General features: G+C 57.9%; 10 protein-coding genes. 9 read left to right on the top strand and 1 reads right to left on the bottom strand.

Annotated features, from left to right (window positions below):
* The first annotated feature begins 271 nt into the window (after positions 1–271).
* A complete protein-coding gene (gene hrpB / locus LDN12_RS09605) occupies positions 272–2,803 on the top strand; it encodes an ATP-dependent helicase HrpB (protein ID WP_223922455.1) in 2,532 nt (843 codons plus the stop codon).
* A gap of 294 nt (positions 2,804–3,097) precedes the next feature.
* On the opposite strand, the gene eno is transcribed toward hrpB, so the two are convergent.
* The gene (gene eno / locus LDN12_RS09600) at positions 3,098–4,387 is read right to left on the bottom strand and encodes a phosphopyruvate hydratase (RefSeq protein WP_223922454.1); all 1,290 of its coding nucleotides are present in this window, start codon (positions 4,385–4,387) and stop codon (positions 3,098–3,100) included.
* A 449-nt stretch (positions 4,388–4,836) separates the two neighbouring features.
* Here eno and LDN12_RS09595 point away from each other — a divergent pair, with 449 nt between their 5' ends.
* From LDN12_RS09595 to LDN12_RS09560, 8 genes are all read left to right on the top strand, one after another.
* Positions 4,837–6,051, top strand: coding sequence for an efflux RND transporter periplasmic adaptor subunit (locus tag LDN12_RS09595; RefSeq protein ID WP_223922453.1), 1,215 nt, complete (start codon positions 4,837–4,839; stop codon positions 6,049–6,051).
* A 4-nt stretch (positions 6,052–6,055) separates the two neighbouring features.
* Positions 6,056–6,757: an ABC transporter ATP-binding protein gene (locus LDN12_RS09590; RefSeq protein WP_223922452.1), complete on the top strand. Its 702-nt coding sequence runs from the start codon at positions 6,056–6,058 to the stop codon at positions 6,755–6,757.
* Entirely contained in the window at positions 6,744–7,901 is a 1,158-nt protein-coding gene (locus LDN12_RS09585) for an FtsX-like permease family protein (RefSeq protein ID WP_223922451.1), read from the top strand. Before LDN12_RS09590 ends, LDN12_RS09585 begins: the two co-directional genes overlap by 14 nt.
* A gap of 168 nt (positions 7,902–8,069) precedes the next feature.
* Positions 8,070–9,440: a sigma-54 dependent transcriptional regulator gene (locus tag LDN12_RS09580; protein ID WP_223922450.1), complete on the top strand. Its 1,371-nt coding sequence runs from the start codon at positions 8,070–8,072 to the stop codon at positions 9,438–9,440.
* A 59-nt stretch (positions 9,441–9,499) separates the two neighbouring features.
* Positions 9,500–9,712 carry a type IV pilin protein gene (locus tag LDN12_RS09575; protein ID WP_223922449.1) on the top strand — a complete coding sequence of 71 codons (213 nt, stop codon included), beginning with the start codon at positions 9,500–9,502 and terminating at the stop codon, positions 9,710–9,712.
* Positions 9,713–9,914: 202 nt separating this feature from the next.
* Positions 9,915–10,127, top strand: coding sequence for a type IV pilin protein (locus tag LDN12_RS17875; RefSeq protein WP_274382205.1), 213 nt, complete (start codon positions 9,915–9,917; stop codon positions 10,125–10,127).
* Between the two features lie 51 nt (positions 10,128–10,178).
* A complete protein-coding gene (locus tag LDN12_RS09565) occupies positions 10,179–10,499 on the top strand; it encodes a hypothetical protein (RefSeq protein WP_223922448.1) in 321 nt (106 codons plus the stop codon).
* Between the two features lie 100 nt (positions 10,500–10,599).
* Complete coding sequence (locus tag LDN12_RS09560) at positions 10,600–14,211, top strand: tetratricopeptide repeat protein (protein WP_223922447.1); 3,612 nt, start codon at positions 10,600–10,602, stop codon at positions 14,209–14,211.
* Positions 14,212–14,219: the final 8 nt, after the last annotated feature.

The following is a 14,219-nucleotide window of genomic DNA, read 5'->3' as shown; positions in this document are numbered from 1 at the left end:
TCACCCTCAAACTCACTATAAATTTAGTGGGATTTCCTTATAAATCTGAATCGAGGACGGGGCTGCGCCATGCAATGTCGTCACATGGGTCCGTCATCATAATGCAATTGGTAACAACACTATTGTCCTTTACATTTGCTCAGGCCATAGGTATATCTCGCCTTTTCGAGGGTAAATCGTTCCGATGGCAAAAAAGGTTCACATGATAACGGAGTTTCAAACGAGCGGAACGTCCTTGACCAATACCCCTGTCGACGGGACAGTCCCTGTAATGTCTCCTCTGCCCATCGACGTGGTTCTTCCGGGTCTCCTCGCCACCATCCGAAACCACCCGAACACCGTCCTGCACGCCCCCACCGGCGCCGGCAAGACCACCCGCGTTCCCCTGGCGCTCCTGGACGTCATCCCGCCCGAAGCGGGCCGCATCGTCATGCTGGAGCCGCGCCGCATCGCCGCGGTGTCGGCCGCCCGCTGGATGGCGCGCACCCTGGGGGAAGAGGCCGGGCGGACGGTGGGGTATTCCATCCGCTTCGAGAGCCGGGTATCGCCCGCCACCAGGGTCGAAGTCGTCACCGAGGGGATTCTGACCCGCCGCATCCAGAACGACCCGCTGCTGGAAGGGGTGGGGATGGTGATCTTCGACGAGTTCCACGAGCGGAGCATTCAGGCCGACCTGGGGCTGGCACTCTGTCTGGACGTGCAGCGCCAGGTGCGTCCGGACCTGAAGATCCTGGTCATGTCCGCCACCCTGGACGTGGAACCCCTGGCGCATCTCATGGGGGACGCTCCGGTGGTGAGCTCCGCCGGCCGCTCCTTTCCGGTGGAGGAGATCTATCTGGACGAGCGTTCCCGGGAACGTCTTCCCGACCGCATGGCCGCCGCGGTCCACCGGGTCGTGCGCGAGACCGGGGGGGACGTCCTGGCGTTTCTGCCCGGCAGCGGCGAGATCCGCACCTGCGCCTCGCTGCTGGCCGGAAGCGGCCTGGCGGAGCGGGGCGTTGCGGTCCACCAGCTCTATGGCGACCTCCCCTTTGAGGAACAGCAGCGGGCCATCCAGCCCGGCAGGCAGCGCAAGGTGGTGCTGGCCACCAGTATCGCCGAGACCAGCCTGACCATCGAAGGGGTGCGCGCGGTGATCGACAGCGGCCTGTCCCGGCGTCTCCGCTTTGATCCGGCCAGCGGCATGAACCGTCTGGTGACGGTGCGCGAATCGGCCTCTTCCGCCGAACAGCGCAAGGGACGGGCGGGCAGGCTCGGGCCGGGTGTCTGTTACCGCCTGTTCAGCCGCCACACCCTGAGCGCCATGACGCCCCATACCCCGCCGGAGATCCTGGACACCGACCTGTCGCCCCTGGTGCTGGAACTGGCTGCCTGGGGCGTTCACGACCCGGACACCCTGGCGTGGCTGGACCCGCCCCCTGCGGCGGCCCTGGCCGTGGGCCGGCGCCTGCTGGCCGCCCTGGGGGCTTTCGACCCCCAACAGCGCATCACGCCCCTGGGCGGGATGATGGTCCGCCTGCCGCTCCATCCGCGCCTGAGCCGGCTTTTGCTGCGCGCCGGGGAATTGGGCTGTCCCCGGCTCGGGTGCGATCTGGCGGCGCTGGTCTCCGAGCGGGACATCCTCCGCACTGCCGGGAACGGGCATGCTCCCCGTGTCGGACCGTCGGATATCGTCGAACGCCTGGAATATCTGCATGCCTGGCGCAGGGGCGGCTCCGGGGGACCGGGAGCGGACGCGGCCGCCCTGAAAGCGGTCGAGCGGGTGAGCCGCCAGTTGGAGCGCCTGGTGACGCCCACAGCGGGTGAGGACAAGCGTGTCGACCTGGACGAGGCGGTAGCCCGGCTGCTCCTGGCCGCCTATCCCGACCGGCCGGCCCGGCGACGCGGGGACGATGAGGGGCGGTATCTGCTGGCGAGCGGCCGGGGCGCGCGGCTTTCGCCCCGCAGTGTGACGCGGAAGGCCGAATACCTCGTGGCGGTGGATGTGGACGGCGGCGGTCAGGGGGAGGGGATCATCCATCTGGCCTCGGAGGTCGGGGAGGATATCCTGCGCCAGGAATGCGCGGGTCTGATCGTACAGCGGAACGAAATCGTCTGGAGCGAGCGGGACAAGCGGGTCGTGGCGGTCAGGGAGGAACGTCTCGGCGAACTCCGGCTCTCGTCCGCACCCTACACGCCCCGCGGTGAGGAAGCCTGCCCGGTGGTCCTGGAGGCGGTGCGGGCGTCCCGCTTGGGACTGCTCGACATGGGTGAGCCGGTGCGCCGTCTGCAGGGGAGGGTGGCGCTGCTGCGCACGGCCCTGCCGGAGGAGGGCTGGCCCGACCTGTCGGACGGGAACCTGATCGAAACGTTGGAGGAGTGGCTGGCGCCCCATCTGGAGGGGGTGCGCACCGCCCAGCAGGTGCGGGCGTTGCCTGTCGCCCCGTTGCTGCTCGGGCTGTTGGACTACCGCAGCCAGCGGCTGTTGGACGAGTTGGCCCCGACCCATCTGGAAGTGCCCAGCGGCTCCCGCATCAGGCTCGATTACTCTGCCGGGGATTGTCCGGTGCTGGCGGTCAAACTGCAGGAGTTGTTCGGCCTGGCGGATACGCCCGCCATAGCCAGGGGGAGGGTGGCGGTGCTGCTGCACCTGCTGTCGCCGGCCGGGAGGCCGATACAGGTCACGCGGGATCTGAAGGGGTTCTGGAACGGCGCCTACCACGAGGTGAAAAAGGAATTGAAGGGGCGGTACCCCAAACACCCCTGGCCGGACGATCCCTGGAGTGCACAGCCGACGCGGCGGGCGAAACCGCGGGGTCACTGAATGCGAAAACCTTACATCCGCCACGGGGACACAGAGACACGGAGGAAGGCAACACCGTAAAATCATTGAAAAGCAATTGTCCACGAACGACACGAAAAACACGAACATGTTAAACCGGAATCCAGATAGATAAACCTTTTGTGTTTAATGGTTTATATCTGATTTGTTCGTGTAATTTCGTGTCGTTCGTGGACCAAAATCATGCTGTTTCGCTTTTCTCTGCGAACCTCTGCGTCTCCGTGTCCCTGTGGCGGATTTTTAAAAGCCCTGCCTTAAATATCCAACCGTTACATCCTATTTCTTCACGTTGTAGAATACGTCGTGCCCCCTGAACAGGGCCACGTTGTCCAGTTCGTCCTCGATGCGCAGCAACTGGTTGTACTTGGCGACCCGGTCGGTGCGGCAGAGCGAACCGGTCTTGATCTGTCCGGCGTTGACCGCCACGGCCAGATCGGCCAGGGTGGTGTCCTCGGTTTCGCCCGAGCGGTGGGAGATGACCGTGGTGTAACCGGCCCGCTTGGCCATCTCGATGGCTTCCAGGGTCTCGGTCAGGGTGCCGATCTGGTTGAGCTTGATGAGGATCGAATTGGCGATCCCTTTCTGGATGCCTTCCTTGAGGATCTTGGGGTTGGTGACGAACAGGTCGTCGCCCACGATCTGGATGCGTTTGCCCAGGCGGTCGGTCATCTTCTTCCAGCCGTCCCAGTCGTTTTCGGCCATGCCGTCCTCGATGGAGATGATCGGGTATTTGTTGACCAGGTTTTCGTAGAAGTCGATCAACTGGTCGGAGCTCTTTTTCGGTTCCGCCTCGTTCTCCAGGGTATAGACGCCGTCCTTGAACAACTCGGACGAGGCCACGTCCAGGGCCAGCAGCACGTCTTCGCCCGGCTTGTAGCCCGCCTTGACGATGGCCTCCATGATGACTTCAAGGGCCTCTTCGTTGGATTTCAGGTTGGGGGCGAAGCCGCCCTCGTCGCCGACGGCGGTATTGTAGCCTTTGGCCTTGAGCACGGATTTGAGGGCGTGGAAGACCTCGGCGCCCATGCGCAGGGCTTCCGCAAAGTTCTTCGCCCCGGCGGGCATGATCATGAATTCCTGAATGTCCACGTTGTTGTCGGCATGGGCGCCGCCGTTGATGATGTTCATCATGGGCAACGGCAGCTCGCGGGCCCCGGCGCCGCCGATGTATTTGTACAGAGGCTGCCCCGCCTCCTCGGCCGCCGCCTTCGCTACGGCCAGGGACACGCCCAGGATGGCGTTGGCGCCCAGGTTGCTCTTGTATTCGGTGCCGTCCAGCTCCAGCATCTTCATGTCGATGCCGACCTGGTCGTCGGACTCCATGCCGATGATCTCGTCGGCGATCTGGTTGTTGACGTTATCCACCGCCTTGAGAACGCCTTTGCCCAGATAACGGGACTTATCGCCGTCGCGCAACTCAAGCGCCTCGCGTTCGCCGGTGGATGCGCCGGAAGGAACGGCCGCCCGCCCAAAGGCGCCGGATTCGAGGAACACTTCCACTTCCAGTGTCGGATTCCCGCGGGAATCAAGAATCTCCCGAGCATAGACATCTACGATTTCACTCATTGCTGCCCCCTTGCATGGAATTGATTGGTGGGGAGACCATATACGTCTCCGTAAACACAAAACAGCATTTCTATAGCACATTACTTTCAATAAATACAGACATGCCGGGAAAAAAATGGCAAGCGCCGAAATGCCCGCGTATGGCGGCGTGTCCCCTGAATCCGCGACGCCTCCCTGCCTCCGCTGGTCCGGAAGGCCTCCGCCTTTACGTTTGAAGAGTTTGCAACCATCAGGCGGAGTACCGGCCGGGTACGTGAACTGTCGCGACATGGCGGCGTGCGGGCCCCGGCTCTTCCCGACGCTACGGCATCCGGCGTCACGGATTCAGGGTAGAGTGACTAATTTTAAATCAAAACGACTCGGACTTCACATTATGTTGTAATAATGGTATGAAATACCGTCACATTGTTTACGGATGGAATTCCCCAGATCTGCGGAGAAAACAATTCATGTCATCAGGTTCGCTGGACCGTCTCACCATCGACAAATCCCGCCAGCCCTCGGCCAAGGGGGGCACGGGCAAACGCACGCGTCTTGTGGCAGCCGTTTCCGTGGTGCTCCTTGCCGGGATCGTGCTGCTGCTGGTGCAGCGGCACTCCGTCGCCATCGACACGATCAACGTTTCCCAGGTGTATCCTACCCAGTCCTTCACCCTGTTGAACGCAAGCGGTTACGTGGTGGCCCAGCGCAAGGCGTCGGTGGCGGCAAAAACCACCGGCCGGCTGGAATGGCTGGGGGTCGAGGAGGGGAGCCGGGTTACGAGCGGCCAGGTTATCGCCCGGCTGGAGAACAAGGACCTGGATGCGACCGTGCGGCAGAACGAGGCCAACGTCCAGAATGCCAAGTCTTTGCTTGAACAGGCCAAGGCGGAACTGGTCGATGCCAAACAGGCCTTCCAGCGTGAAAAGGAATTGCTGAAAGAGGGGATTGTCGCCAAATCCGAATACGACGCCGCCTATGCCCGTTATAAAAAGGCAGTTGCCGGCGTTGCGGGCGCCGAAGCCGGCATTCATTCCGCGGCTGCCGCGCTTCGAGGCGCCACGGTGAATTTCGATTACAGTCTGATCCGGGCCCCGTTCGATGCCGTGGTGCTGACCAAGAACGCCGACGTGGGCGACCTCATCACCCCCCTGGGGGCGGCGGCCAATGCCAAGGCGGCCGTGGTGACCATAGCGGACCTCGGTTCCCTGGAGGTGGAGGCCGACGTCTCCGAATCCAACCTGGCAATCGTCAAGGCGGGGCAGCCGTGCGAGATTACCCTGGATGCCCTGCCGAACGCCCGGTTCCGCGGTGTCGTGCATACCATCGTCCCGACGGCCGACCGCACCAAGGCCTCGGTCATGGTCAAGGTGCGCTTCGTGGATTCCGACCCCCACATCCTGCCGGAGATGAGCGCCAAGGTGGCCTTCCTGGAACGTGAGGCCAAAAAGGCGGACCAGCGTCCGCGCATCGCCGTCAAGCCGGAGGCCATCGTCACCTCCGGCGGCCGCGAGGGGGTCTACCTCGTCAAGGGGGACCGGGTGGTCTTTACGCCGGTTACGCGGGGTGCTCCCGTGGGCGATATGGTGGAGGTCGGCGGGGTGAAATCCGGGGACAAGGTGGCGCTCAAGCCGCTGGATAAACTGAAAGACGGTTCCAGGGTCAGCCTGGCCGGGGATAAATAGGAACATGCCTGATTCCGGGGAACGGCGGATTGTCGTCAGCATCCGCAACGCAGCCAAGTCCTACCAGCGCGGCAGCCAGGTGGTGCCGGTCCTGGAGGATATCTCCTTCGAGATCTTCCAGGGGGAATTCCTGGCGCTCATGGGACCGTCGGGATCGGGCAAGAGCACTCTGCTCAACCTGATCGCCGGTATCGATTCGGTTGATCGCGGTTCCATCGTGGTGGACGGCGTGGATATCGCTACCCTGGGGGAGCGTGAGCTAGCCGATTGGCGCGCGGCCCACGTGGGCTTCATCTTCCAGTTCTACAACCTCATTCCGGTCCTGACCGCGTTCGAGAATGTGGAGTTGCCGCTCCTTTTGACGCCGCTCGGCCGCCGCGAACGCCGCGAACATGTGGAGGCGGCCCTGGAGGTGGTCGGTCTGGCCGACCGCATGGAGCATTACCCGTCCCAGCTTTCGGGCGGCCAGCAGCAGCGGGTGGCCATCGCCCGGGCCGTGGTGAGCGATCCCTCCATCCTGGTGGCCGACGAGCCGACCGGCGACCTGGACCGGGTTTCCGCCGAGGAGATCCTGCACTTGATGGCACGACTGAACAGCGAGTTCGGCAAGACGATCATCATGGTGACCCACGACCCGCGCGCCGCCGAAAAGGCCCATATCGTCAGACACCTGGAAAAGGGCGTGCTCAGCGATGTTCCTGCTTAAACTGCTCACCAGGAACGCCCTGCGCCACCGTATGCGCACCGGGCTCACCATCTTGGGGATCACCATCGCCATCCTGGCCTTCGGCCTGTTGCGCACGGTGATCACCGCATGGTATGCCGGGGTCAACGCCTCGTCGACCGCACGCCTGATCACCCGCAATGCCATCTCCCTGACCTTTTCCCTGCCGATCTCCTATCTGGAAAAGATCCGGCAGGTGGAGGGGGTCGCGTCGGTCTCCTATGCCAACTGGTTCGGCGGCGTCTACATCACGGAAAAGAACTTTTTCCCGAATTTCGCCATCGAACCGAAAAGCTATTTCGAGCTGTATCCCGAGTTCGTGCTCTCGCCCGAAGCCGAGCGGGCCTTCGTGACCGACCGCAAGGGGTGCGTGGCCGGGCGGAAGCTGGCCGAGCGCTTCGGGTGGAAGGTGGGCGACAACATCACGCTCAAGGGCACCATCTATCCCGGCACGTGGGATTTCGTCCTGCGCGGCATCTATCGCGGCGCGGAGAAATCGACCGACGAGAACCAGTTCTTCTTCCACTGGGATTATCTGAACGAAACCCTGAAAAAGACGGTGTCCCGCCGGGCCGACCAGGTGGGGGTGGTCGTCGTGGGGTTGAAAAACCCGCAAACGGCGGCTGAAACATCCCTGGCCGTGGATGCGCGTTTCAAGAACTCCCTGGCCGAAACCCTGACCGAGACGGAAAAGGCCTTCCAGCTCAGCTTCATCTCCATGACCGAGGCCATCGTGGTGGCCATCCGCATCGTATCGTATGTGGTGATCGTCATCATCATGGCGGTGGTGGCCAACACCATGGCCATGACCGCCCGCGAACGGATCGGCGAGTATGCCATCTTCAAGGCCATGGGGTTTCGCGGCTACTATATCGCCGGCATGGTCTTCGGCGAGTCGCTGTTCATCGCCATGACCGGCTGTGCGGTCGGCATTGGCCTGACCTTCCCGGTGGCGGCGAAGTTCGGGCAGGTCATGGGCGCCTTTTTCCCCGTATTCCAGGTCGAGCGCTCGACCCTGTATCTGGACGTGGCGTTCTGCCTGCTGGTCGGGCTGGTGGCGGGCGTATTTCCCACCTGGAGGGCGGTGAGGATCGGGATTGCCGACGGCCTGCGCAGAATCGGCTAGTTTCCGTCCGGAAAGGGTTCTTTTCCGCCCATGCGGCGTCAATCTTCGGGCTTGCTTGTGCGGCGTACCGATGTACGCCTCCGCGCAACCCCTCGATTTCCTTGCCTGGACGCAAAATTCCTCCTTTCCGAATCGGAAACCAGGATAGAAACGTGATGAGGAGTACCCATGAAAACCAGAATACTGATCGTCGATGACGAGTTGAGCATGCGCGAATTCCTGGCGATCCTGCTGGAGCGGGAGGGGTACCAGGTGGCGGTGGCGGCCAATGCGGAAGAGGCCCTCGGGCAGATCGACGGCTCCCTGTTCGATCTGGTCATCTCGGATGTGCAGATGCCCGGCCTGAACGGCATCGACCTGCTCGCCCGGATCAAGCAGACGGCCCCGGACACCGCCGTGCTGATGGTGACGGCGTTTACCGCCGCGGACCAGGCGGTGGAGGCCATGAAGCTGGGGGCCTACGATTACATCTCCAAGCCGTTCAAGAACGAGGAGATCAAGATCCTGATCAGCAAGGCGCTGGAGAAACAGGGGCTGAAACGGGAAAACACCATCCTCAGGCAGGAGGTCGCACACCGGGACGGTTTTTGCGGGATCATCGGCAAGAGCGCCAGGATGCGCGAGTTGTTCGACATGATCCAGAAGGTCGCCTCCAGCCAGAGTTCGGTGCTGATCCTGGGGGAGAGCGGCACCGGCAAGGAGTTGGCGGCACGCGCCATCCACGAGTGCAGTCCGCGCAAAGCCAAGCCGTTTGTGGCGGTCAACTGCGGGGCCATCCCCGAATCCCTGATCGAGAGCGAGCTGTTCGGCCATAAGAAGGGGGCCTTCACCGGCGCCGTGGCCGACCGCCCCGGCCTTTTCGAGCAGGCCGAGGGTGGAACCCTTTTTCTGGACGAGATCGGTGAATTGCCGCTTCTGTTGCAGACCAAGCTGCTCAGGGTCTTGCAGGAACGCGAGTTCAGGCGGGTAGGGGACGCCAAGGTCTATAAGGCGGATGTGCGGGTGCTGACCGCCTCCAACCGCGACCTGGACGAGGACATCAAAAACGGCGGCTTCCGGGAGGACCTCTATTATCGTATCAACGTGGTGCAGATCGTCATGCCGCCGCTCCGGGAACGGATCGAGGATATCCCCCTTCTGGTGGAGCATTTCTGCCGCAAGCTCCATCCCGACACCCCGGCGTCCGTCTCCCCCGGCGCGCTCAAGGCGCTGATGAATTACGGCTTTCCCGGTAATATCCGCGAACTGGAGAACATTGTCGAGCGCAGCCTGATCCTGGACAGCGAACTGATTTCCGAAGGCAATCTCCCGAAGCAGGTGGCGGCGGGCAGGGCGCCCTGTCTGAGCGCGGACGTGACGATCCCCGACGAGGGGATGTTCCTGGAGCCGCTGTTGGAAAACCTGGAACGGCAATACCTCCTGAAGGCCCTGGAAAAGACCGGCGGCGCCAAGAAAAAAGCCGCCGAACTGCTGGGCATGTCGTTCCGGTCGTTCCGCTATAGGCTGGCGAAGCTGGGGATGGATAGTGAAACGGCATGATATGTGCTTGGTTTCTCAGGTGTGTAATAGTTATCAGTTTATTACCCAGGGGATGCCACATGAAAATGAAACGGTTGAGCATCAAAGGTTTTACCCTGATAGAATTATTGGTGGTCGTTGCAATAATCGGTATTTTGGTGGCTGTAATGGTGCCAAATTACCAATACCATGTGAGAAGAGGATTCAATGCGGCGGCACTAGCAGACCTCAGAAACTTCAAGGCTAATATGGAGTCATCATATGCGGATAATCATGGGTATCAAACTTTTTGATTCGTGACAATATTTGTCAGCCAGAGTGCCTATAAATGGTCTGTCGCCAATGCGTTGTGTATGGCTTGGTCTTAAAAGGCTAATATATTAGTATGTTAACTAAGGTTGCGTTTGTGGTCCGCTGTTTGCATCTATTTTGACACATAACGATTTATGAAGCTTAATGCTTCCATGAAAGCACACACAACGAAAGGAGAAAAACATGCTTAACAAACTTCGTAGCAGAAAAGGCTTTACCCTGATCGAGCTGCTGATCGTTGTTGCGATCATCGGTATCCTGGCCGCCGTTGCCATCCCGCAGTTCTCCGCTTATCGCATCAAGGGCTTCAACTCGGCTGCAACCAGCGACATCCGAAACTTCAAGACTCAGATGGAGTCGGCTTTCGCTGATCAACAACAGTACCCGACAATGTAATCTGATATTTATATCTTTAAACTTGTTCTTTAAAGAAAGGAGTAATTTATAATGTGTAAAAAACACATCTTTATACTCAGCCTGGTTGCAGCAATCACCATGTCCTACTCCGGCGCTTTCGGAGCCACCATCTCCGACGCAACAACAATTGGCGGCGGCACCTTTTCTCCCTCCAACAAGGTGAAGATCAGTGTTACTGCAACGACTGTCAACTATGCCGCTTGTTCGGGCCATACCAGTGGTGACAGATCCATATGCACCAACAACGTGGACCCCAAGCTTTACTGGACCGCAAAGACCGTGGGCAGCGACCCGACAACTATTTCTGATGCAACCACATCTTTTACCGGATCAGGTTATACGACGCTGTAATTTACATTTTTGTCTTTAGCGGAAAAAAAGCTTGGCATTTTGTCAGGCTTTTTTTTTATTATTGCATAGTGACTCCACTCCATCCTGCGGGTATCGTTCCATGTCTAACCAAATCCAATCTACCGCCTCTTCCACAGATATTGATGCGTGTTTCAATGACGCGGGTCTTTTGTTTCAACAGGGACAATATGATGAGGCGCGCGCACGCTATGATCGGATACTACAGGCATCTCCCGACAATCCCCGCGCGTTGCGCGCGGTCGGGGTGGTTTTGCACCATCAAGCAAAGAGTGAGGAAGGGATTGAATATCTTGAGCGAGCTGTTTTTTGCAAGCCGGATTATGGGGATGCCTATATCAGTTTGGGAATAATTTTAAAGGATATTGGCTGCAAACAGGCCGCGGTGAACGCCTATAGGGAAGCGCTTGCGCTGGATACCGAATCGAGCGAGGTGTTGGGGGAAATTGGCTCTCTTTGCCTTGAACTCAAGCAGTATGACGAAGCGGAAAAGTATCTTGATAAAGCTCTGGATCGCGATCCGAAGAATTGGAGTGTCCATTATCATCGGGGTTTGCTCGAAAAGACTTTTCTTCGTTTTGAAACCGCAATCCAGCATTTTCAAAAAGCACTCGATCTGAAGCCGGATTATATCTATCCACTTGCCCATTTGGCAAAAATATTTCTGGACCAGGGACGCCACGAGGAAGCCTGTCCACTACTCGACAGGGTGTTAGGCATAAAGCCGGATTCATATAACACTCTATCAGGACAACTGTTTTGGCTGAATTACAAAACCGGGACAACCCGGGAGATGATATACAGGGAAAGTATCGCCTATGAGTCGATAGCCTTGGCGAAAAACGGGACCCAGGCATTAACCTCATGGGATGTCTTTCCGGACCCGGACCGGCGACTGCGCATTGGCTTGGTCTCGCCCGATTTCCGTCGCCACCCGGTTGGATATTTTGTACAGGCATTTCTCATGCTCCATGATCGGGAAGAATACGAGATTATCTGCTACTCCGACGTCGAGGCTGAGGATGATCTTACCGGGTTGCTCAAGGATTCGGCGGATAGCTGGAGACGGATATTCGGCGTAACCGATCTCAGGCTTTCCGAGATGATACAGCGGGATGGCATCGATATCCTGATTGATCTTACCGGCCATACCGACAAGAATCGTCTCTGCATGTTCATGATGAAGCCCACGCCTATCCAGGTAACCTGGGCCGGCTATGTAGGGACCACGGGGCTTTCCGCAATCGATTATCTTGTTTCCGACAGGTTCCAGTCCCCTGAGGACGCGGAACAATACTCGGTTGAACAGATTGTTCGCATGCCGGATGACTATATATGCTATTGCCCCCCCGACTATTCTCCCGATGTTGCGCCACTACCGGCTCTTTCCAACGGCTATGTGACGTTCGGTTGTTTCAACAATCTCTCCAAGGTGTCGGAAGATGCCGTTGTCTTGTGGTGTGAAGTCCTCAAGCGCGTTCCAGGTGCCCGACTTTTTATCAAGAACCCTTCGTTCAGCGATCAAGGAACCATCCAGCGCTATCTCGATCTTTTTGCCTCACACGGAATATCTGAAGACAGGATCATCGCTGAAGGGAAAAGTCCGCACCCTGAGATGTTGGCTCGATACTCTCTCGTTGATATCCAGTTGGATACGCGCCCCTACAGTGGCGGACTGACGACCCTTGAATCACTCTGGATGGGGGTTCCTGTCGTTACCTTGCCGGGGGAATTATTCTCTTCGCGTCATTCGCTGACGCATCTGATGAATGCCGGACTTAATGAGTGTGTCGCCTCAACGCGAAAAGAGTATATTTCCATCGCCTGCACTCTGGCGAACAATCTTGAATATCTGGCTGAACTGCGGCGTACACTGCGGCAAAGAATGATGGAATCGCCGGTATGCGATGGTCTTGGGTTCACGGAAAATCTGCAACAGGCCTTTCGCGGAATGTGGGTAAAATGGTGCGAAAGCCAGATAAGGAGCGACAGGACTGAAAACCCGACCGTTAACTCGACAAATATGGACCAGTTGCAAGGTGATCATATCGATTTCAATGATTGGGGCAATCTCCATTCGGATAGCGGCAGTTTCGACAAAGCTATAGAGTGTTATGAAAAAGCTCTGGAGATAAAGCCTAACTATGTTGAGGCGTCATATAATCTCGGGCTTGTGTACTATAAGTTGGGGGCATTAAATGAGGCCCGCCGGTTGTTTAAAAAAGCAATTCTTCTTGACCCCGATTTTGTGGATGCCCACTTGAATCTTTCGACCGTTTTTATCCATCTCGGGCGGAACAACGAAGCATTGCTTTCTTGCAGTAAAGCACTTCTATTAAGGCCTGATCTTCCCGAGGCATACAACAATATTGGAACGGCCAGTCTTAACCTTTCTCGCCCGGAGGCGGCACTTGAAGCATTTCGGAAAGCGGTTGAAATCCGGCCCGATTATGTTCAGGCTCACTCCAATGTTTTGTATGCGATGCATTTTCTCTCTCATGTCAAGGCGCGCGACCTGTTCATTGAGAGTCAAAAGTGGGATGAGTCTCATGCTGTTCCGCTCTATAAGGGCGAAGCCCGTCAGCGGACCTACGGAAATAAATCTCCGCTTCGCATAGGATTTGTCTCCCCCGATCTCTATCGTCATCCAGTCGGATATTTTGTTCAATCGTTGTTCATGCTGCACAATCAGGAAGAATTTGAGATTATCTGCTATTCCGACGCCACCATCGAGGATGAGATAACGGAAATCCTGCGCGACTCTATAGCCCAATGGCGTTGGGTCTATGGCATGTCGGACGAGGATCTTGCACAAAGGATACGTGATGATGAAATAGATATACTTATCGATCTGGCTGGACACTCAAACAACAATCGTCTGCTGGTGTTCGCCAGAAAACCGGCTCCGATCCAGGCTACATGGGCCGGATATATAGGCACCACCGGTCTTTCGTCAATCGACTACCTGATATCCGACCATTATCAATCGCCCGACGGGGCTGATGACTTTGCCACGGAAAAAATAATCCGGCTGCCCGGTGATTACATTTCCTACTGCCCTCCCGACTTTGCACCGGATGTTTCTCCTTTGCCGGCCCTGTCCAATGGCTATGTTACATTCTGCTCATTCAATAAGATGGCCAAGATCTCCGACGATGCGCTTGAATTGTGGGCTGAGATATTAAATAGGGTGGATGGATCGCATTTGCTTATGAAGAACCCTTCCTTGATCGACCCGATTATCTCGAAAAAAATCCAGATGTTCTTCCAGGATCGCGGCATAACAAGCGACAGGCTTGTTATGGAAGGTGCCTCACCACATGTTGAAATGTTCAAACGGTATTGGGCGGTTGATATCCAACTGGACACGCTACCATACAGCGGCGGGCTGACGACCCTTGAGTCACTCTGGATGGGGGTGCCGGTCGTAACGTTGCCTGGGGAGTTGTTTTCATCACGACATTCATTGACGCACCTTATGAATGTTGGGCTTGACGAATGCGTGGCTTCGACATCCGAAGAATATGTTTCCCTTACATGTGCTCTTGCGAGCGATTATGCCCATCTTGCGGAACTGCGCGGTACGCTACGGCAAAAAATGATGGTGTCGGCAATCTGTGACGGGTTCGGCTTTGCAGAGAGTATGCATAAGGCTTTTCGGTACATGTGGGAGCGGCACATTGAAAGTTTGTGAGCATGTCA

It is taken from the genome of Geobacter sp. AOG2 (assembly GCF_019972295.1).
Classification (GTDB): domain Bacteria; phylum Desulfobacterota; class Desulfuromonadia; order Geobacterales; family Pseudopelobacteraceae; genus Oryzomonas.
Note: the sequence above shows the minus strand (reverse complement) of the source record. Positions and strands in the feature narration are given on the sequence as shown.

Coding starts and splice junctions, on each gene's coding strand:
- hrpB (WP_223922455.1), top strand. CDS start 272: ATGTCTCCTCTGCCCATCGACGTGGTTCTTCCGGGTCTCCTCGCCACC.
- eno (WP_223922454.1), bottom strand. CDS start 4,387: ATGAGTGAAATCGTAGATGTCTATGCTCGGGAGATTCTTGATTCCCGC.
- LDN12_RS09595 (WP_223922453.1), top strand. CDS start 4,837: ATGTCATCAGGTTCGCTGGACCGTCTCACCATCGACAAATCCCGCCAG.
- LDN12_RS09590 (WP_223922452.1), top strand. CDS start 6,056: ATGCCTGATTCCGGGGAACGGCGGATTGTCGTCAGCATCCGCAACGCA.
- LDN12_RS09585 (WP_223922451.1), top strand. CDS start 6,744: ATGTTCCTGCTTAAACTGCTCACCAGGAACGCCCTGCGCCACCGTATG.
- LDN12_RS09580 (WP_223922450.1), top strand. CDS start 8,070: ATGAAAACCAGAATACTGATCGTCGATGACGAGTTGAGCATGCGCGAA.
- LDN12_RS09575 (WP_223922449.1), top strand. CDS start 9,500: ATGAAAATGAAACGGTTGAGCATCAAAGGTTTTACCCTGATAGAATTA.
- LDN12_RS17875 (WP_274382205.1), top strand. CDS start 9,915: ATGCTTAACAAACTTCGTAGCAGAAAAGGCTTTACCCTGATCGAGCTG.
- LDN12_RS09565 (WP_223922448.1), top strand. CDS start 10,179: ATGTGTAAAAAACACATCTTTATACTCAGCCTGGTTGCAGCAATCACC.
- LDN12_RS09560 (WP_223922447.1), top strand. CDS start 10,600: ATGTCTAACCAAATCCAATCTACCGCCTCTTCCACAGATATTGATGCG.